This is a genomic window from Lysinibacillus sp. RC46 (assembly GCF_041262385.1).
In the GTDB taxonomy this organism is placed as follows: Bacteria; Bacillota; Bacilli; order Bacillales_A; family Planococcaceae; genus Lysinibacillus.
This window is the reverse complement of the sequence record NZ_JBGCCF010000050.1, coordinates 1-20,420: the sequence shown is the minus strand read 5'-3', so window position 1 is coordinate 20,420 and position 20,420 is coordinate 1. Positions and strand designations below refer to the sequence as shown.

21 protein-coding genes are annotated in these 20,420 nt (G+C 37.0%); 16 read left to right on the top strand and 5 right to left on the bottom strand.

Annotated features, from left to right (window positions below; translation table 11 throughout):
- Positions 1-345, top strand: a 345-nt coding sequence (locus ABH966_RS25735; RefSeq protein ID WP_370083432.1) for a hypothetical protein, incomplete at its 5' end; no start/stop codon positions are given.
- Positions 346-400: 55 nt separating this feature from the next.
- On the opposite strand, the gene yhfH is transcribed toward ABH966_RS25735, so the two are convergent.
- Positions 401-526, bottom strand: coding sequence for a protein YhfH (gene yhfH, locus ABH966_RS25730; RefSeq protein WP_132362068.1), 126 nt, complete (start codon positions 524-526; stop codon positions 401-403).
- A 144-nt stretch (positions 527-670) separates the two neighbouring features.
- Here yhfH and lplA point away from each other — a divergent pair, with 144 nt between their 5' ends.
- The 8 genes from lplA to ABH966_RS25690 all read left to right on the top strand — a co-directional run bounded on the left by lplA (position 671) and on the right by ABH966_RS25690 (position 10,191).
- Positions 671-1,663 (top strand): lipoate--protein ligase, encoded by a 993-nt coding sequence (gene lplA, locus ABH966_RS25725; RefSeq protein ID WP_370083431.1) that lies wholly within the window; start codon positions 671-673, stop codon positions 1,661-1,663.
- Positions 1,664-2,302: 639 nt separating this feature from the next.
- Complete coding sequence (locus ABH966_RS25720) at positions 2,303-3,007, top strand: response regulator transcription factor (RefSeq protein WP_370083430.1); 705 nt, start codon at positions 2,303-2,305, stop codon at positions 3,005-3,007.
- Positions 3,007-3,990, top strand: a complete 984-nt coding sequence (locus ABH966_RS25715) for a sensor histidine kinase (protein WP_370083429.1) — start codon at positions 3,007-3,009, stop codon at positions 3,988-3,990. Before ABH966_RS25720 ends, ABH966_RS25715 begins: the two co-directional genes overlap by 1 nt.
- An 11-nt stretch (positions 3,991-4,001) precedes the next feature.
- Positions 4,002-4,436 carry a hypothetical protein gene (locus tag ABH966_RS25710; protein ID WP_370083428.1) on the top strand — a complete coding sequence of 145 codons (435 nt, stop codon included), beginning with the start codon at positions 4,002-4,004 and terminating at the stop codon, positions 4,434-4,436.
- A 12-nt stretch (positions 4,437-4,448) separates the two neighbouring features.
- A complete protein-coding gene (locus ABH966_RS25705; protein WP_370083427.1) occupies positions 4,449-5,225 on the top strand; it encodes an ABC transporter ATP-binding protein in 777 nt (258 codons plus the stop codon).
- Entirely contained in the window at positions 5,197-7,131 is a 1,935-nt protein-coding gene (locus ABH966_RS25700; protein WP_370083426.1) for an FtsX-like permease family protein, read from the top strand. Before ABH966_RS25705 ends, ABH966_RS25700 begins: the two co-directional genes overlap by 29 nt.
- Positions 7,132-7,582: 451 nt before the next feature.
- A complete protein-coding gene (locus ABH966_RS25695; RefSeq protein ID WP_370083425.1) occupies positions 7,583-9,130 on the top strand; it encodes a fatty acid--CoA ligase family protein in 1,548 nt (515 codons plus the stop codon).
- Between the two features lie 413 nt (positions 9,131-9,543).
- Positions 9,544-10,191, top strand: coding sequence for a VTT domain-containing protein (locus tag ABH966_RS25690; protein ID WP_370083433.1), 648 nt, complete (start codon positions 9,544-9,546; stop codon positions 10,189-10,191).
- Positions 10,192-10,250: 59 nt separating this feature from the next.
- On the opposite strand, the gene ABH966_RS25685 is transcribed toward ABH966_RS25690, so the two are convergent.
- Genes ABH966_RS25685 through ABH966_RS25670 form a run of 4 tightly spaced genes read right to left on the bottom strand, consistent with a single transcriptional unit; the run spans position 10,251 to position 12,919 of the window.
- Complete coding sequence (locus ABH966_RS25685) at positions 10,251-10,946, bottom strand: hypothetical protein (protein ID WP_370083424.1); 696 nt, start codon at positions 10,944-10,946, stop codon at positions 10,251-10,253.
- Positions 10,943-11,671, bottom strand: a complete 729-nt coding sequence (locus ABH966_RS25680) for a hypothetical protein (protein WP_370083423.1) — start codon at positions 11,669-11,671, stop codon at positions 10,943-10,945. Before ABH966_RS25680 ends, ABH966_RS25685 begins: the two co-directional genes overlap by 4 nt.
- Positions 11,655-12,548 (bottom strand): ATP-binding cassette domain-containing protein, encoded by an 894-nt coding sequence (locus ABH966_RS25675; RefSeq protein WP_370083422.1) that lies wholly within the window; start codon positions 12,546-12,548, stop codon positions 11,655-11,657. Before ABH966_RS25675 ends, ABH966_RS25680 begins: the two co-directional genes overlap by 17 nt.
- Complete coding sequence (locus ABH966_RS25670; protein WP_370083421.1) at positions 12,545-12,919, bottom strand: GntR family transcriptional regulator; 375 nt, start codon at positions 12,917-12,919, stop codon at positions 12,545-12,547. The genes ABH966_RS25675 and ABH966_RS25670 overlap by 4 nt, the downstream gene beginning before the upstream one ends.
- Before the next feature lie 415 nt (positions 12,920-13,334).
- On the opposite strand from ABH966_RS25670, the gene ABH966_RS25665 reads away from it, so the two are divergent.
- The 7 genes from ABH966_RS25665 (at position 13,335) to ABH966_RS25635 (ending at position 19,911) form a co-directional block, all read left to right on the top strand.
- Positions 13,335-14,564 carry an EAL and HDOD domain-containing protein gene (locus ABH966_RS25665; RefSeq protein ID WP_370083420.1) on the top strand — a complete coding sequence of 410 codons (1,230 nt, stop codon included), beginning with the start codon at positions 13,335-13,337 and terminating at the stop codon, positions 14,562-14,564.
- A gap of 734 nt (positions 14,565-15,298) precedes the next feature.
- Positions 15,299-16,147, top strand: a complete 849-nt coding sequence (locus tag ABH966_RS25660) for a YitT family protein (protein WP_370083419.1) — start codon at positions 15,299-15,301, stop codon at positions 16,145-16,147.
- A 52-nt stretch (positions 16,148-16,199) separates the two neighbouring features.
- Entirely contained in the window at positions 16,200-16,520 is a 321-nt protein-coding gene (cccB, locus tag ABH966_RS25655) for a cytochrome c551 (RefSeq protein ID WP_370083418.1), read from the top strand.
- 200 nt (positions 16,521-16,720) lie between these two features.
- The gene (gene hprK, locus ABH966_RS25650) at positions 16,721-17,656 is read left to right on the top strand and encodes an HPr(Ser) kinase/phosphatase (protein WP_323654922.1); all 936 of its coding nucleotides are present in this window, start codon (positions 16,721-16,723) and stop codon (positions 17,654-17,656) included.
- Between the two features lie 232 nt (positions 17,657-17,888).
- Entirely contained in the window at positions 17,889-18,710 is an 822-nt protein-coding gene (lgt, locus tag ABH966_RS25645) for a prolipoprotein diacylglyceryl transferase (RefSeq protein WP_370083417.1), read from the top strand.
- A 12-nt stretch (positions 18,711-18,722) separates the two neighbouring features.
- Positions 18,723-19,364 carry a pyrophosphatase PpaX gene (ppaX, locus tag ABH966_RS25640; RefSeq protein WP_370083416.1) on the top strand — a complete coding sequence of 214 codons (642 nt, stop codon included), beginning with the start codon at positions 18,723-18,725 and terminating at the stop codon, positions 19,362-19,364.
- 4 nt (positions 19,365-19,368) lie between these two features.
- Complete coding sequence (locus ABH966_RS25635) at positions 19,369-19,911, top strand: acyltransferase (protein WP_370083415.1); 543 nt, start codon at positions 19,369-19,371, stop codon at positions 19,909-19,911.
- Positions 19,912-20,420: the final 509 nt, after the last annotated feature.

Below are 20,420 nucleotides of genomic sequence, written 5' to 3'. Positions count from 1 at the left end.
GCTCGGGTATCTTTGAAAACTGATCAGGTAGAGAATAAAACTGCTCGGGTATCTTTGAAAACTGATCAGGTAGAGAATAAAACTGCTCGGGTATCCCCGCAAACTGATCAGGTAGGGAATAAAACTGCTCGGGTATCGCTGAAAACTGATCAGGTAGAGAATAGAGCTGCTCAGGTACGGGTGAAAATCGCTCCATTACCAAAAAGAACTGCTCGGCTCCAACGGAAAATCGCTCATATGCAACAAAATCACACAAAAAACAACAGCCGATATGAGCGTATCAGCTGCTGTTTTGTAAGTGTAAGAGATTTAATTAAGGGTTCATCAAAATATGATGAGGGTTGACATTATTAGTACGTGTGGGGCACGTATATGACTACTTCACAGAATAGGCAAATGCTTATAGGTGGTTACAGTTTTCACAAGTGTTGCTGTAGCATTCACTTTGTTCTTCAATTTTTTCACCGCATTCTGTGCATTGCTTTGCAGGTAGGTTCTTGAAAAATTCAACTACATTTTCTAACATTGTGGACTCCTCCTTTAAGTTCATCTGTACTATTACTGTTTTGATATTTCTTAGTGTATTATAACAGAAGCGTTTCGTCAACACAAAATGCCTAATTTACGATAAAATAAATATGGATATTTTGTGAAGGAGGAAACGTAATTTATGATATTCGTTGATAATAAAGGGATTCATGATCCACGCATTAACCTTGCCATTGAGGAGTATTTATTAAAAACGATGGATGTTGAGAAGGAGCCAGTGCTACTTTTTTACATTAATCAGCCTTCAATCATCATTGGTAAAAATCAAAATACTATCGAAGAGATTAATACAGATTATGTAGAGGATAATGGCATTATCGTTGTGCGACGTCTTTCTGGTGGGGGCGCGGTGTATCATGATTTAGGGAATCTTAACTACAGTTTTATCACTAAAGACGATGGCGATAGTTTTATGAATTATAAAAAATTCACTCAGCCTGTTGTAGATGCACTTGCAAAAATGGGCGTTCATGCTGAGCTTTCAGGCCGCAACGACATTTTAGCGGAAGGACGTAAAGTTTCTGGGAATGCACAGTTTTCTACAAAGGGCCGTATGTTTAGCCACGGTACTTTAATGTTTGATACAGAAATTGATGCTGTTGTATCCGCATTGAAGGTGAAGAAAGATAAAATTGAATCAAAGGGCATTAAATCGATTCGTTCACGAGTAGCTAATATTTCAGAGTTCTTAAAGGACAAGATGACAGTCGAAGAATTCCGCCTAGAAATTTTAAAATCCATTTTCGGTGGTGAAGAAAATATTCGCTATTATGAGTTAACGGAGGAAGATTGGGCAAATATCCATAAGCTATCTGCTGAGCGTTATCAAACATGGGAATGGAACTATGGGAAATCACCACGCTTTAACATTCAAAAAACACATCGTTTCCCATCAGGAGGCATTGATATTCGCTTAGAGGTGAATCACGGAATTATTGAAGAAGCGCATATTTTTGGTGATTTCTTCGGCGTGGGCGACATGGCTGATGTTGAACAACGATTAGTTGGGACAAACTATGATCGAACTGCAATTGCTGAGGCGTTAACAAATATTGATATTCCAACATACTTTGGTGGAATTACGACAGAAGAGTTTTTACAATTAATTTATTAAGAAAAGCTTGTGTAGAAATTGGCACATGTCCTTATTGAGGATTTTAAGTTGATCTTCATTCTGGCTAGGCGACATAATAAAGTAAAAGGGTTCACACACAGTTTTGTGTATGAATCCTTTTTTTGTTCTTTGGAAGGTGGAAGTCGGTAAAAATTAAAAGTTGGGTGATAAAACGAGAAAGTTAGTCGATAAAATTCAAAAGTTGGGCGATAAAACGTAAAAGTGTTCCGATAAACAAAGTTGGATGACATTTTGTTAAAACGCATGTCATGCGGATAAGTTGATTGGTATGGAAGCCCGGTAACTCCTTGGATAACGCCTTCGTGACCAACATCGTGCCACTACGCTTTCGTGCAAAAAACATCTGTCGACCCGAGACCTGCAACGAAGCAGATGTTTTCTGTGCGAAAGCGAAGCAACAGGAACAAAAAAGCAGCTCATCGGACACCCTAGGAAAGCGCCTAGCCGGAACGGAAATCAGCCCCCACGTTATGGTGATACCCCTTATTAAGGCAGAGGCATTTTGAGACAAATATTTCTAGCTAATAATTCGTGTTAACTTTTGCTACAAAAGGTTCGCTGACAGTTATGTCATCGAACCTTTTTTTGATACAATATAAGATAGAAAGGAGTGTTGGTATGGAGAAGCATCGAATATTTATTGTCGAAGATGATGTAAAGATTGCGTCATTGCTCGCAGAAACGCTTAGAAAATATCAATACGAAGTTGAAACGATCAAAGAATTTGATCATCTCGTTGAAGAATTTACAGCATTTAATCCACATATGGTGTTGCTTGATATAAATTTACCTTCGTACGATGGCTACTATTGGTGTCGCCAGCTACGTCAACATACAACTTGTCCAATTATTTTCATTTCCGCTCGTTCTGGCGAAATGGATCAAATTTTTGCGCTAGAAAATGGGGGCGACGATTTCATAACGAAGCCATTTAATTATGAAATTGTACTGGCTAAAATCCGTAGTCACTTGCGTCGTACATATGGTGAATATGCGGCAAGACAAGAGGAGCGGACGATTAAACAAGGACAGCTTATTCTTCATTTAGAAAGAATGGAGCTTCATAAAAATGATTTAGAGATTCCACTTCAGAAAAAAGAATGTATCATTTTAGAATTGTTAATGGGGAATGCTCCAAAAGTAGTGACACGTGAGCAACTGTTAGAAGAGCTTTGGGACGATCAGGCATTTGTTGATGAGAATACGCTGAACGTCAATATGACACGAGTGCGGAAAAAGTTGGCTGATTATCATATTGCGTCTTCTATTGAAACGGTACGCGGAGCAGGCTATCGCTTTATTTTAAATGCAGGTGAGTTATAGTGGGCTGGAAATTATTTTTGCGTGATTACGCATCGTTCATTGTATTCCAGATCATATTAGTCGGCTTCATCATGGTCTTATATTGGTTGGACGGCTTTCGAAATGTTGACACTGCTATTTATTCCTTCTGTATTAGTTTAGTGTTGTTAGCCTCGTTTTTACTTATCCGTTATTTAATGCGCCAACGTTATTTATTAAAAATATCACAGCTTCCTAAAACAATGGAGGATGTGTTACAAAAAAATGCTAAAACACCTGAGGCGATGAAGGCTGAGCAATATATGCATGAACTATATCGACTATATAAGCATGAGCTTCAAGCATTATATGTAGGCCAAAAACGACATGATCAGTTTATTAATCAATGGGTGCATCAGATGAAAACGCCAATTTCTGTTATTGAGCTTTTATTGCAGGATGAACGTCCTCTTGATAAAAAGAATGTGCAGGAGGAAATTGACCGCTTACGAAGAGGCTTGGATATGGTGTTGGTGAATGCTCGATTAGAAAATTTTGAAGAGGATATGCAAGTAGAACAGGTTGCTTTAAAAACGATTGTGACTGCAACTGTAAATGAAAATAAACGTTTATTTATTACAAAGCGTGTTTTCCCAGAAATTCATATTGAGGATGACATCATCGTAGCAAGTGATTCAAAGTGGCTGCGCTTTATTCTCGGGCAATTCGTAACGAATGCGGTTAAATATACGTTTGAATCAAATAAGAAAATAGTCATTTCCGCCATTAAAAAGAATGACTACGTACAATTAGCCATTCGTGATGAAGGTATCGGTATTCCAACTTCCGATCTTTCTCGTGTCACTAAAGCCTTCTTTACTGGTGAGAATGGGCGTAAAACTGGGGAATCCACAGGAATGGGCTTATATTTAGCAAAAGAAATCTGTGAAAAACTCGGTCACGAATTAAACATTACATCAGAGGTAGGAAAAGGAACAATTGTTACAGTGACATTTACGAATTAGGGGGATCAGAAATGACAGAAGTATGTTTGGATGAATGGGTTTTACATGTAGAGACAGAAAAAACAGAGGCATTATACGAATCGAAAAACGATGATTGTGATTGTTTATCCTGTAAAAATTTTCGTAAAGCTAGTCTTTTGGTTAATGAAGAAGTAATGCATTTTTCGAATAAGCTTGGGCTAGACTTACATAAACCAACTTTACTTAACGCTTTTCCTGTAGAAGGTGAACAAGTGATGTACAGTGGGCATTATACGATTTGTGGAGAAATCATTGAAGGCGAAATGGATGCCTGGGATGTAATTGTTGGGTCGCATTGCTTTAGTCTAGTGGAGGAGGATGGTAATCAGTCAGCTGAATCATTAACAGAGCCGCATTTTCAAATTGGCTTTGAGGTAGTATTACAATGGCTTTTACCAGAATCCATGGAATTAAATAAGAAATAAGGTGAACAAGGTATGCCTATTTTACAAATAAAAGACGTAACGAAGGTGTATGAAGGCAAAGTAACTCATCGTGCGTTAAATCAACTGAGTTTTGATGTGGAGGAAGGCGAGTTTTTAGCAGTCATGGGTCCATCAGGAAGTGGAAAAACAACATTATTGAATATCATTTCTACGATTGATGAACCAACGAGTGGAGAAATCATTTTAGATGGCATGAATCCTCATATGCTGAAAGCAACCGAGCTAGCCTACTTTAGAAGAAGACAGCTCGGTTTTATTTTCCAGGATTTTAATCTGTTGCATATGCTGACAGTGGAAGAGAATATTGTGCTACCACTTACATTAGATCAACAACCATTAGAAGTAATGGAGGAGCGTCTTGCAAGTATTGTGGAAAAGCTCGATTTAACTTCGTTCTTGCATAAACGCCCAAATGAAATATCAGGTGGACAAGCACAAAGAACTGCCATTGGGCGGGCACTTATTCATAATCCAAGTCTCATTTTAGCAGATGAGCCAACAGGGAATTTGGATTCGAATTCTTCGCGTGATGTACTTGAACTTTTAACAAAAATTAATCAGGAAAAACGAACAACGATTGTAATGGTAACACATGATCCTATTGCAGCTAGTTACTGCGATCGTGTGCTATTTATTAAAGATGGTGAATTTTTCAATGAAATTTACAAAGATGACCGTCGTCAAATGTTTTTCCAACGAATATTAAATGTTTTGAGCTTACTAGGAGGAGGACAAGTAGGTGACCTTTCGACAATTCGCTTACCGTAATGTCGTACGGAACAGCCGTATATACGGTGCCTTTTTCATGGCAAGCTTTTTTTCTGTTGCTGTGTTTTTCATCTATTCAATGCTCATGTTTCATCCGGATATTGAACAAGGGATTCTAGGAGAAGCATCGTTAATTGGGATGGTAGGTGCGGAAACCGTACTCGTCCTGTTTACCTTATTCTTTTTATATTATTCGATGAGTGCTTTTTTAGAGGCTAGATCACATGAGTTTGCAATTTTATTACATTTAGGAATGGAAAAACGCCAGATGAATAAGCTTGTCTTTTTGGAGACAATGATTATTGGATCGGGCTCTATTTTTGTGGGGATTATATTTGGTTTCTCATTTTCGAAATTCTTTTTCATGATTGTTCGAGAAATTTTACATTTAGATAGTTTACCCTTATATGTTTCATGGCAGCCATTTTTACTAACGATTGGTGTCTTCACAAGTGCTTTTGTAGTCATTTCCTTTATTAGTGTGTATTTTACACGTGAAAGAAAATTGCGCGATCTCCTTAAGGGAAATGACTATTTAAACAGTGTTTCAACCTATTCAAAAATTCGTGCAGTATTTGGTATTACCCTTATCTTATCAGCATATGTACTAACGTTTATCGTATCGAATACATCTTGGATTGGTTTAACAGTAGTAATCCCGTTTTTAGCGACCTTTGGAACATATTATTTTTTCAGTGATTCTTTACCTTGCTTTTTAGATAAAGCACGGGACAAACGTAAATTTCACTGGCAACGTTATCGCCTTCTTTCGTTAGCTGAGCAAACGCATATTATGATGGACAATGTGAAAATGTTTTTTGTAGTAACGATGGTGTCAACAATGGCCTTTTTATCGGTCGGTGTATTAGCGACGATGTCTTCCTATACGATTCAATATGATCGTTTAAATCCATTAGGGCTTGTCTATAAGGGAGATGTTGACAATCCATATGAGCGAAATCATATCTCCTCTTTACGGATTCAATTAGAGGAGAAGGGTTTGTCCTATCATTTATCGCGCTTTGTTGTCATCAAGCAAACATCTTCATATACCCACAATGAAGTTGAAGTTTTTAGGGAATCGGATATGAATGTATTGCTTTCTTCTTATAGTTACCCATTACTTGATTTGGCTTCAGGAGAGGCAGTGTTTATACCATACTCGGAAGATTCTCTAAAAAAACTAAAAGATAAAGTTGTGCATACAGTATTAGAGGAAAACTCTATCCCGATAACAATTGATAGCGTATATCCTAAAATAGTATTCCCAGGGTCTATTGTTAGTGTGAATTCTATAGTAATTAGCGATGAGGATTTTAGTAAGCTTAGAAAGCCGATTGCTGATAAAGATGTTGCACAGCCAATCTATCATCTATTTACCTTCTATATCCCTCAGTGGATGGAAACGAAAGATATCGGCAAAGACATAGAAGAGTTAAAAGGATCTCAATATTTTTCTAAGAAGAATAGATTTAGCCCATTTTTCTTTGTAAATGCAGGGTTAGATTATTCTTATGTATTAGCTACTTACTCTTTATTCACATTAGTAGGGGTCTTAGTAGCAACTGTATTTTTATTAGCAGCAGGTAGCTTCGTTTACTTTAAACTGCATACTTCTCTTGAAAGAGAAAAGCGTAAATTCGATGTCTTAAAGCGCATGGGCTTAACAGATACAGAGCTCAAAAAGCTTGTAAATCGACATTTATTCCCACAATTTTTCTTGCCATGGGGTGTTGCAATGATGCATAGCGCCTTTGCTTTTCTTATGGTTCAAGGGATCTTAAAGGATATTGCTAATATTTCCATTGTCAAAGAAGTTGTCTTTGCTTTTGGGTTTTTTGTTTTAATACAAGTAGTCTATTTTTATTTGATTCGTTGGCGATACATCTCGCATATTCGTTCGTAATCAAAATGTGCGATGGAGAAAAAAATGAATTATTTGACGTAATTTACGACATGAAATAAAAAGTTTCGTTGTCTTTTAGATGTGTTTCTTATATAATATTACTGAATAATGATTCATTTTATCTCTATTCAGTAGAAGACTTCCACCTCAGGGTTGGTGAGATGGATTCGGGTGTGATTCCTTTTTAAGGGATGTCCATGCATCTACTGAATGAAGATAAAGCCTCCGGCGGATGTCACGGATTTTCAAAGGAATGCTTAAAGGATGTTAGCCTAAAACCTTCGTATCCTGCGAAAACGGCTAACTGACCTGCATCGGTAATAACGCCACGTCCTGTGGCATTACCGAAATGACCGACATCGTGTCGGCCCTCGTGCAGGCCTAGGCACAATTCAAAATCCTGACCTCAATTACGCCAAGGCGAAATTGATACGATAAGGGGATGGTGTAATTGAATTTAGTTTCAAGCGTTCGTCAACAAGCATTAGAGCAACCGGATAAAATTGCGTATCATTTTATGGGGAAAGATACGACGTACGGTGAGTTTGAACACACGGTTGGTCGTTTTGCAAAGGGGTTACAAGATTTAGGGGTAGAAAAAGGGGACCATGTGGCGTTTTTACTCGGCAATACACCACATTATTTAATTGCGTTATATGCAACAATGCGTTTAGGGGCAACGGCAATTCCTGTTAATCCAATCTATACACCGGATGAAATTTCATATATTTTGCATAATGGTGATGTAAAAGCTGTAATTGCACTTGATGCACTTCTTCCATTAGTAGAAATGGGTGTACATGCTTTTCCAAAAGTAAAAACATTTGTTGTTTGTGAAACAACAGCAGATGTTGCTGAAAAAGTAGCGACTTTATCCGAAGAAGCAAAGGCAAAAATTCATTTATTTTCACAAGTAATTGCTAGTGCATCGGACTCTTTCCAACCAGTAGAAGTAGCTGACGATGATAATGCAATTATTTTATATACTTCAGGAACGACAGGTACTCCAAAGGGTGCAATGCTGACTCATAAAAATATCTATTCAAATGCACGAGATGTAGCACATTATTTAGGCTATAAAGCAGATGATCGTATTATTGCTACGTTACCAGTTTTCCATGTATTTGCGTTAACTGTCGTAGCCAATGCGCCTTTATTGAGTGGAGCAACGGTTTTACTTGTACCACGTTTTAGTCCAACTGAAATCTTTAAATTAACGAAGGAACAAAAGGCAACAGTCTTTGCTGGTGTGCCAACTATGTATAACTTCTTGTATCAATTACCTGAAAGCAACCCTGAAGATTTCTCAACAATACGTTTAGCAATTTCAGGTGGCGCGTCTTTACCGGTAGCACTATTACATAATTTCGAGAAGAAATTTAATGTGCGTGTTTCAGAGGGCTTTGGCTTATCGGAAGCTTCACCAGTAACTTGCTTTAATCCATTGGATCGTGAGCGTAAGGCAGGTTCTATTGGGACATCCATTTCCAATGTTGAAAATAGGGTGGTGGATGTTAATGGTCAGGAAGTGCCCGTTGGAGAAGTAGGGGAGCTAATTGTACGAGGGCCAAATGTTATGAAGGGCTATTATAAATTACCTGAAGAAACAGCGATGGCTATACGTGATGGCTGGTTATACACTGGAGACTTAGCTAGAGTTGACGAAGAAGGATACTTCTACATCGTTGACCGTAAAAAAGATATGATTATTGTAGGCGGATTTAACGTCTATCCAAGAGAGGTTGAAGAAGTACTATTTGCGCATAATAATATCGTTGAAGCGGCAGTTGTAGGTTACCCTGATCCTAACCTAGGTGAAGCAGTTCATGCATATGTTGTTTTAAAAGATGCAGATGCAACTTCAACAGAAGATCTTCTCGCATACTGTGCAAAGCATATGGTGAAATACAAGGTTCCTAAAGTAATTGAGATTTTGGATGAATTACCGAAAAATACGACAGGAAAAATTTTGCGTCGTACATTAAAAGAAAAAGTATAAGAAACAGTAGCTACTATTGAAAAATAGTAGCTTTTTTTATCCCGCATAAATGAACAGTCAGATTCCCATTTCAAGATTTAAGAGAGGGGGTGGGAGATCAATTGCCCCTAAAGTTCAATTAAAATCTCACATTCTATGAAAACGTTTGTGTGATAACACTCACTATTGAAGCTTTTCACTTTGGCCAATATTACAGCAATGTAAAAAAGCATGGCAACTTATTTAAATAAGTTGAGTGTGTATGTCTGTAAGTGATAAAATCAAACTTGTGAAATCTACATACTTTATAAAGGCTTGTCATATAGTGAGGGAGAAGTAACACTATAGACAGTAAACAAGAATGGAACCCTTTGGTGTCTAGCTACGTCAAAGCCTTTAGAAAATTTAATTGAAAGAGAGCATACGGAAAAATGATAGAACTCATCAAGGAGTTAATTAGTTTTATTATGCATATTGATGTGCATTTAGAGGAAATCATTCATAAGTTTGGTAATTTGAGTTATTTTGTTCTATTTGCAATTGTTTTTGTTGAAACAGGTGTCGTAATTTTCCCATTCCTGCCAGGTGATTCATTGCTTTTTGCAAGTGGTACATTAGCAGCAGCAATGGGCGCATTTAATATGTGGATATTAATTCCTGTGTTTTTAGCGGCTGCAATTTTAGGGGATACGATGAACTATCATATTGGTCATAAAGTAGGGACATCCATTCCACCAAAGAGCTTCCTTGGTAGAGTCGTAAAAAAAGAACGTATGGAAGCGGCAGAAAAGTTCTTTAATAAACACGGTGGAAAAACGATTGTCATCGCGCGTTTTATGCCTTTCATCCGTACATTCATACCATTTGTTGCAGGGGCTAGTAAAATGAAGTATGGCTACTTCATTATGTATAATGTTTTAGGTGCAGTTTTATGGGTACTCAGCTGTACATTACTAGGTTATTTCTTTGGTAATATTCCGATTATTAAAGATAACTTCTCAACGGTTCTTATATTAATTATCTTGATTTCAGTTGTACCAGCTGTTATTGGTGCTATTAAATCAAAAACTAGTAGAAAATAAAAAAGGACAGTCTAAAAGTGATAAAAAATCACTGAGGACTGTCCTTGTTTTTTTGCTATCTAAAAAAGACCTTGGGAATCTTCCAAAACTGTACTTCTTGGAATGTCGATAACGACGACATTTGAATAGGAATAGTTCATTGCGTGTTCACGTTCTATCTCACGATTCATATCTAAAATACCTAATGTTGCATTTATACGAAAATAACTTACTTGTTGTCTAGAAAGAGATTCAATAAATAATTGGTTTTCCGCCACGTATACGTTAGGTAACGGTACTTCGTCATCAAGATCAATACCTTCTATAATGACAGGGAATTGATAATAGGTAACAAGAGCTTTTCCAGATTCGATGTTGTCATTATAACGCACTCGAATATTAATGTTTGAACCACTGTCACCTTCATTTATAACAACAGGTAATGTATCTCCTTCATATCTTAGCTCCCACGTTTTCTTTTTGTACTCCTCTGTTAAATAAGAAGAATCGTCTTCTTGATCGTACTTTTGTATTTGATCTAATTTTTTCTCAAGTTGTTTAATTTCAGAAGGAGAAAGTATTGGTATTTTTGATTCTGAAAAAAAGCTAATATAAAGGAAGGCAGTAAGTCCAAGTACGATATAGCTAGTAATGCCAATTATAATACGCTTAGGGGTCCAAATATTTTTAACTTTTTTCATTAATTTACTCAGTATTAGAAAAATAGCAATTACAAGTAGTATTGTAGTAAAAAAGAATAGTGTAGTCGCCGTCATTTGCGAGTCACCTCCGATTTATCAGCAATCCAAATAGTGAGGCTAAAGCATAGTAGAGCCATAAGCAAATTAAGAACACTAATCATAAGATTGGATAACATTATTAATGACCTAAGATTTATAGACTGTGGTGACATAAAAAATAATATAAAGCCAAGCAGCATAAAAGTAGATACAAATATTTTGAACACTGCTGGCCCCTTGAAGCTGGTACCTAATAGTAGGCCGATTGCGCCAAATAAACAGAGGCTACTGAAACATAGTAGTAATATTGATGGTGAAATAAATAGATTTTCTATTACAAAAGATTTTTTTTCCACTAATAAAACTCCGAATACTTGTAAATAGTAAGTCGAAATCATAATGATGACCGCAATAAAACTGTAAATAATCATGACAAATATATTGGCTATGGCACTAGATGTTCGACTAGAAATAACGGATAAGTCATCAATACGATACGCTTTTGTCGTAAAGAGAAGTGCTACAATAAATGCCCAAATTGCTGTAACAATAAGAAAGATATCGAGTGAGTAAATAGAGAACTGAACATATAAATTTCCTCCTCCATGACCAGAAGACCCACTCCCTGAGCTAGATGTTAAAATTCCAATAATGATTTGTACAATAACTAAGGAACTAAGGGCAGAAATATATAATTTTGCTTTCCATTTCACCTGTTTTTTTACAATGGTTTTCAGTGAAAGATTAGTCAAAGATTGCATCAATATCACTTCCTTTTTTACTTGTTAAATACTTGCACACGTCACTTGCAGTAAGGGATGATACCGTAATGCCTTTTGCTCGAAGTATTTCTTCTGAGACAAATAGTTTACTAGCATCTACTATTGCTGTGGTCATCCCTGTCACAATTTTTTGTGCGTAAACTTCTGTTTCGGACAGCAGATCCGCAAGTGCATCACTTGGTCCGCTAAGAGATATAAGCTGTTCCTTAAATTCATCCAATGGCGCGTGGGCAATGACTGAGCCTTCATCTATCAATAAAATTTCTTCTAAAATAGATTCCATCTCTTGCAAATGGTGACTAGTTATTAAAAATGTTCGTGGAAAGGCTAGGTATTCCTTTAGAATCGCCCTGTAAAAATCTGTACGAATCACTTCATCCATGCCATTCATCGGTTCGTCTAAAATTGTCAGTGCACAGCGGCTAACTAATCCGTAAACAAGGTTAAAGGTTGCTAATTGACCCTTAGATAATTGCTGATGCTTTGCTGAGAGATCTATACCTGCATAATCGAGCATGCGATAAGCTAATTCATTTTGCCAATTAGGATAAAAATCAGCCCCCATCTTTAGAATATCTTCGAGCGATAAGTAATCAGAGAAACTTAAACGATCATCGATAAAAATCATATTGGCAGCAGTTCGAATATTATTAAAGGGATTTTCATTAAACACTTTGCATGATCCAGTTGTAGGCTTTATATAGCCTGCAAAAATATTAAGTAATGTTGACTTACCAGCACCGTTACGACCAATAATACCGATAATTTTCTCTGCATCAATAGCGCAGGTTACGCGCTGTAGTGCATGACGACGTCCAAAGCTTTTAGATAACGCCTCACATTGAATAATATTCATTCCAATCCCTCCTGTGTTTTTCTTATAAGTACTAGCAATTCTTCATCAGATACATGTAAACGTTTTGCCTCTAATACGATCTCTTGTGCCATTTTCGTCAATATTTCATTTCGACGTTTCAATAAAATTCGTTCCTTTGCATCCGTAGCGACAAACATACCTAACCCCCGTTTTTTATATATAAGTTGCTCTTCAAGCAAAATTGTCAGCCCTTTACCAGCTGTAGCAGGATTTATATTAAATAATTCAGCTAGTTGGTATTGTGAATAGACCTTCGCGTCTGTCTGTAATCGATCGGCGATGATTTCGTGCTGTAGCCATTCGGCAATTTGAATATAAATCGGTGTTGTACCATCTAGATGAATGTGCATCGAAGAACCTCCATTCATTCCTATGTAACATAGTGCATTAGTGTTGTAATGTACTGTATATTTAAAATTGGAAAATGTCAATATGAAATGAAATTTTTTACAAAAATATTTGAAAAGGATTAAATGAAATTGAAATAGATTTCTCTGGAAAAGGAATAAATGAAATATGAGTAGTTTGGTGTTTTAGCTAATGATTTTTAGGGGCTAGTCACCGAAAGTTGGGGTTAAAGAGCATCGGTGTACGGCGGGGTTACTCCTTGGGATAGCGTCATAAAAGTGATAAATCAATGTCTTGTATAGAATGTTAGTGAATGTTAGGCGACTTTTAGACAGTTATTTGAATGGTAAGCAGAGAGTAATGAAAGGTGCTATAATATTAATTACTAGATTATGGAGAAATGGGGGGGGCGATGAAATGGAAGTATTTATCGGAAGACAGCCTATTTTTAACCTTCATGAACAAGTCGTTGCGTATGAATTATTATATCGTAGCAAAAACGTGAATGCTTTTCCGATAGTCGATTCAGATGCTGCAACAATCGATGTACTAGTAAACTCATTTCTTTCAATTGGCATTGAAGAGGTAACAAAAGGTAAACCTAGTTTTGTTAATTTTACAGAAAACTTACTTATGAGTCCCATACATGAATATTTAAATCCATCGCAAGTTGTTATTGAGATTTTAGAAGATGTCCCTATTACAACTCAGTTAGTCGAGAGAGTCATTGAGCTGAAATCGTATGGGTTCAAAATAGCATTAGATGATTTTATTTTGGATGATGAAGTACAAGTTTATGATGAGTTATTTCCTTATATCGATTTTATAAAAGTTGATTTTTTATTATCACCATTACTAGAGCGCATGGAAATTGAAAATAAAGTGAAAGAAAATTTCCCTCACATAAAACTGCTAGCTGAGAAGGTCGAGACACGAAATCAATTTGAAGTGGCAAAGCATTCTGGCTATGAATTATTTCAAGGCTATTTTTTTGAACAACCTCAAATAATTACAGCTACAGATATACCTGCTAATACTATTCAATATTTATATATTATTACGCTATTAAAAGAAGAGGAACCTAATATACAATTATTAGCTGATAACATCGAACGTGATATTTCGTTAACGTATAAATTATTGCAAATGGTTAATAACTCAGAGCTGCGGTCTAAATCCAAGGTTCGTTCGATAAAACAAGCAATTATATTACTCGGCGTTTCAAATTTACGAAAGTGGATTTATTTATTGGCAATGCGAGAAATTGACAGAAATGCTGAGAGTGATCTTTTTAAAGAAGTCATGCGAACTTCTTTATTTAGAGCAAAAGTATGTGAGAAATTAGCCAAGCTATCCTATAAGAAAAACTTCTCTGAATATTTTTTAGTCGGGATGTTTTCGTTGATAGACACTTTGTTGCAAAGACCGCTGAATGCTATTTTACAGCAGCTACCTTTTTCAGAAGAAATAATAGAAACGCTTTTAGGTAATCAAACTGAAATGACACCTTATCTGGAATTCAGTATCGCGTTAGGTAAGTTAGACTGGTCTACTTTAGAAAAATTAGCTCCTCAGCTCAATATGAATTTTACAAATATTGATCTTTTATACAATGAAGCAATGGAGTGGGCAGAAAAATCTTTATAAATCAAGGATTTGCTCTTATTTTCAATGTCCTATAGTGGAATTTGCAGTTAAGTATATATTTTAGTGAAAAGTAAAAAATAAGCTATCTTAAAATTCTTTTTTAAGGTAGCTTATTTTTTTATGTTTTATACATTATTGGGCTCATCATTTATAGTAGTGGATGACATTGTTAAAACTTATGCCATGTGTATAGTTGATTGGAGTGGAGACTGGGCGACTCCTTGGGGATCAGCGTCACAGATGAGACCCTGCAGCGAGCACATAGGGAAACGAAGGCTAAAAGCATCACATCCTGTGATAACGCCTTCGTGACCAACATCGTGTGGCCCAAGCGGCTCATCGTATGCCCCAGGAAGCTTTGCTCTGTGCGAAAGCGAAGCGTCAGCGACAATTGTTTTATCTGCGCGAAAGCGAAGCGTCAGCGACAAATGTTTTAACTGTGCGAAAGCGAAGCGTCAGCAACAAATGTTTTAACTGTGCGAAAGCGAAGCGTCAGCAACAAATGTTTTAACTGTGCGAAAGCGAAGCGTCAGCAACAAATGTTTTAACTGTGCGAAAGCGAAGCGTCAGCAACAAAGCGCCCAGTCGGAACGGAAATCAACCACACATTATGGTGATGAACAAAATTGTAAAAATACATGTTCCTTCATCAATACGAAGTTCTCAATGCGAAGACTATTTGCTATAATCATCTCGTATTTAAAAGATTCTGATAGTTGGAGCGGGTGGGGGAAATGAGTCAAATTCGTGATGTAAGGGAAAGCATTTTGGAGTATATGTACGTCATAGTAGGAGCAGCAATTATTGCGATTGGCTTCAATGTATTTTTACTGCCCAATCAAGTAGCTTCTGGTGGAGTAAGCGGGATTAGTACAATTTTACACGGTTTATTTGGTTGGAATCCAGGCTTTGTACAATATGCATTCAATATTCCATTATTTATAGCAGGTGTAGTAGTACTTGGGAAAAAATTTGGAATCAAATCGTTTATTGGAACAATAACATTACCGTTTATTGTATTACTAACGAACAGTTGGGGACCTTGGACAGATAATCCTTTACTAGGTGCACTTTTTGGGGGAATTGTGGTCGGTTTAGGAATAGGACTTGTCTTTAAGGGGAATGCTTCTACTGGTGGCACTGATTTACTAGCACAAATAATTACAAAGTATACCGGCATATCGCTTGGTACAAGTGTACTTTTAATTGATGGGATTATCGCGATTAGTGCAGCAATTGTTTTTGACTTAGAGAAAGGTTTGTATGCCCTGATTGGACTTTATGTCACTACAAAAACGATTGATATTATTCAGCTCGGCTTAAGTCAGTCTAAAATGGTTTACATTATTACGATGAAACAAGATGAAGTACGTGATGCCATTTATGCCGAGATTGATCGGGGAGTGACAGAGTTGCCTGCTATAGGTGGCTATACAGGAGAAGCGCGACCAGTATTGATGGTTGTTGTTTACCAAACAGAATTCACAAAGCTGAAACAACTCATTAAAAGCGTTGACCCATCAGCGTTTGTTATCGTTTCTGATGCTTATGAGGTGTTAGGAGAAGGTTTCAAACGTGCATAAATTTGGTATAATGTCGGGGAAAGATACTTATTTACTTTTAGGAGGGGCCCTAATGAAAAAGGCAATGTTAACATTAGCGATTGGTTCAGCAATCTTCTTAGCTGCTTGTGGCGGAGGTAAAACAAATTCAACTGAAGGTTCAAAAACTACTACTCCAAATGGCGAAACAATTGCTATGAAATCTTGTATTACTTGCCATGGTGGCGAGCTACAAGGCCAAAATAATGCACCAAAAATTAGCGATGTAGGCTCTCGTTTAACAGAAAAAGAAATTTTAAACGTTATTGAAAATGGTAAAGGTACAATGCCTCCTGGTCTTGTTAAAGGTGCAGATGCAGAAGCAGTTGCAAAATGGTTGTCTACTCAAAAATAAAACGAAATGAAACTAGCGGGCTGGAGAACCGCTAGTTTTTTATATTTTGTAGAATTTTTTAGTCAGGGCAGGCAGAGTGTAAATACATTTCTTTTATACATAGACATGCTAAAATAAGGTGAAACTGCAATCATTATGCTGATTGCTAGTTAACGCAGGATAAAACATATTCAATTCCTTTGAATGGAGGCTACTAAACATTGGTCGTAGTATTAACAAGAGACGTTATGGAGAAATTTAAGTTAGAACTATTAGCTGGTGAGGAAGGAATAGGAAGAACGATTGTTACTAGTGATATTTCAAGACCTGGGCTTGAGATGGCGGGGTATTTTACGCATTATCCTGCAAATCGAGTGCAATTGCTAGGAAAGACCGAACTATCTTTTTTTGAAATGCTGCCTTCAGATGTGAAACTGGAGCGCATGCGTCTATTGTGTTCGCAGGATACACCAGCTATTATTATTTCTCGTGATTTAGAGGTACCTAAGGAACTTATACAGGCGTCTAATGAAAAACATGTACCTGTATTTAAAACGCATATGACAACAACGAAATTTTCGAGTAGGCTAACTAACTATTTAGAAGGTCGCTTAGCACCAATGACTGCTGCTCACGGAGTTTTAGTTGATATATACGGTATTGGTGTGCTAATTATCGGAAAAAGTGGTGTAGGGAAAAGTGAAACAGCACTAGAGCTTGTCAAGAAGGGTCACCGTTTAGTGGCTGATGATTGTGTAGAGATCCGTCAGGAATCAGAGAATTTTTTAATTGGGAGTCCGCCACCTCTTTTAGAACATTTACTCGAAATTCGAGGCATTGGTATTATCGATATTATGACACTCTTTGGAGCAAGTGCGGTACGACCGTACAAACGTATCACATTAGTTATCGAATTAGAAATATGGGATCCAGAAAAAGTATATGATCGTCTAGGTTTAGAGGAAGAAAAAATGAAAATCATTGATACGGAATTAACAAAGTTAACGATTCCCGTAAGACCTGGACGTAACGTGTCTGTTATTATTGAAGTAGCAGCAATGAACTATCGTTTGAAAAAGATGGGTGTTAATGCAGCCGAGGAGTTTTCTAGACGATTAGATGAAGTAATCTCATCGGCGGATGAGTTGGATGACTAATCGTTTTTAACTTTTTTTCAGCGAGTGTTTTTTGTACCGAAAGCGCAGCGACAGGTACAGAAGTCTCCTACCTTTATAGGTGGTGAGATGAATGTGGTTTTAAGTTGCTTTTCAGTGGGTGTACAAACATCCGCCGCATTGTTTATCTGTAGCGAAAGCTACAATTATGAAGAGCATAATTGATTAGGATTCATTTGCAAATGCAATGAATTGATTTTGAGAGGAGCATAAGATGGACTTAGTATTATTACAAATTAATCCGATTGCTTTCCATTTAGGACCTATCCCTGTTCGTTGGTATGGGTTACTAATCGTATCGGGTATTATTTTAGCTTATGTTGTAGGACAAAGAGAGGCTGTTAAGAGAGGCTTACCAGAGGATTTTCTTGCAGATCTATTACTATGGGCTGTTCCTATATCTATAATATGTGCACGTATTTACTATGTAACGATGCGTTGGGATTATTATAGTGAAAACCCAGGGAAGATTATTGAAATTTGGAATGGTGGTATCGCTATTCATGGTGCTCTTATTGGCGCCTTTTTGACAGCTTACATATTCACTCGTAGAAGAAATATTAGCTTTTTACGAGTAGCGGATATTGCGGCACCGAGTATTTTAATTGGACAAATAATTGGCCGATGGGGCAATTTTATGAACCAGGAGGCTTATGGTGGTCCAGTATCACGTGCATTTTTAGAAAATCTAATGCTGCCGGATTGGATTATTAATCAAATGTATGTTGAAGAATTAGGAACATACGTACATCCTACTTTTTTATATGAATCCGTCTGGAATTTCATTGGGCTAATTATTTTATTAGTTTTACGCAAAGTAAATTTAAATCGTGGTGAAATATTCTTCGGCTATTTAATTTGGTATTCAATCGGTCGCTTCTATATAGAAGGCTTGCGTACAGATAGCCTATATTTAGTAGGAGATTTACGCTCAGCTCAGGTTGTTTCAATAATAGGTATTGTAGTAGGGCTTGGTGCGATTATTTACCGACGTATAAAAGTAAAACCTGCAGTAAAGTATTTAGATAATAAATAAGGGGTGCAAAGCATGACTATAAAGGCATTACTATTTGATTTTGATGGTACATTACTCAATACAAATGATTTAATCATTCAAACATTTATGCATGTTTTAAATGAGCGATTTCCCGGGCAATATTCGCCAAAAGATTGCCTAAAATTCCTTGGGCCGTCCTTAAAACAGACAATGAGTGACATTGCTCCTGGTGAAGAGGATGCAATGATTGCTAAATATCGTGAATATAATGAATTACATCACGATGAGCTTGTCACTCAATATCCTGATGTTGTATCTACTTTAGAGCAATTAAAGGCTATGGGTATCAAGTTAGCGATTGTGTCTACAAAGCGTAATGGAATGATAGATCGTGGTCTATCTGTACTAGGTGCAGGTCATTTATTTGATATCCGTATTGGTACGGATGATGTGAAAAATGTAAAGCCTGATCCAGAGCCAGTTTTGCTTGCGCTTGACCGCCTTGGTATAAACAAGGAAGACGCGATTATGATTGGTGACAATTCTCACGATATTGAGGCCGCGCACAATGCTGGAGTTAGAGCAGCTGGTGTCGCATGGGCTTTTAAAGGTGAGGAATACTTACAGCAATTCAAGCCGGAATATATGCTGCATCATATGACGGATTTATTTGAAATTGTGAAAGCGGGGTAAGTAAATGGCACGTAAAACAGAACGCTACCGTGTCGAAGGAGCAAACTCGCTTTGGAATATTTATGATACGGTGTCCTTTTGGAAGGTGATGAAGTGTTTCGTTGTCATTCAAATTGGACGCTTCACACCATTTTTACGTGTGAAAAACTGGTTGTATCGAACTTTTTTGAAAATGGAGATTGGTGAACAAACTTCCATAGCTTTAATGGTTATGCCAGATACAATGTTTCCAGAACGTATTCATATCGGTGACAATACCGTTATAGGCTTCAGTACGACTATTTTGGCACATGAATATTTAATAGAGGAATATCGTCTAGGAGATGTTCATATTGGCAACGAAGTGATGGTTGGTGCCAATTCAACGATACTACCAGGTGTTACGATAGGTGACGGTGCGATTGTGTCAGCTGCAACCCTTGTGCATAAGGATGTACCAGCTGGCTGTCTAGCAGGCGGTAATCCTATGCAAATTATTTATACAGCTGAACAAATGGCGGAGCGCAAACGCAATGAAATAGTGGAATGGTGCACGCCTAAAAAATAATAAAATCTACACTGTGCATGCTTTACCGTGCACAGTGTTTTTTTGTTGAAAACAATTGTAACAATGAAATTAAAGTATGACTCTCTGGCAAAACGAGGGGCTCACATGACATACGTTTTAACAGAATGACATTCAACTTTTGAGTTTTATCGCCCAACTTTTGAAATTTATCTACTAACTTTCACGTTTTATCGCCCAACTTTTGAAATTTATCGACATCCACCTGCCAAAGGGCAAAAAAGGATTCATTACTCAAAACTGTGTGTGAATCCTTTTACTTTCTATGTCGTCAAGTTCACCTCAATCAACTGATTCACATGATATACGTTTTAACAGAATGACATCAACTTTTTAGTTTTATCGCCTAACTTTTGAAATTTATCTACTAACTTTCATGTTTTATCACCCAACTTCTGAAATTTATCGACATCCACCTGCCAAAGGGCAAAAAAGGATTCATTACTCAAAACTGTGTGTGAATCCTTTTACTTTCTATGTCGTCAAGTTCA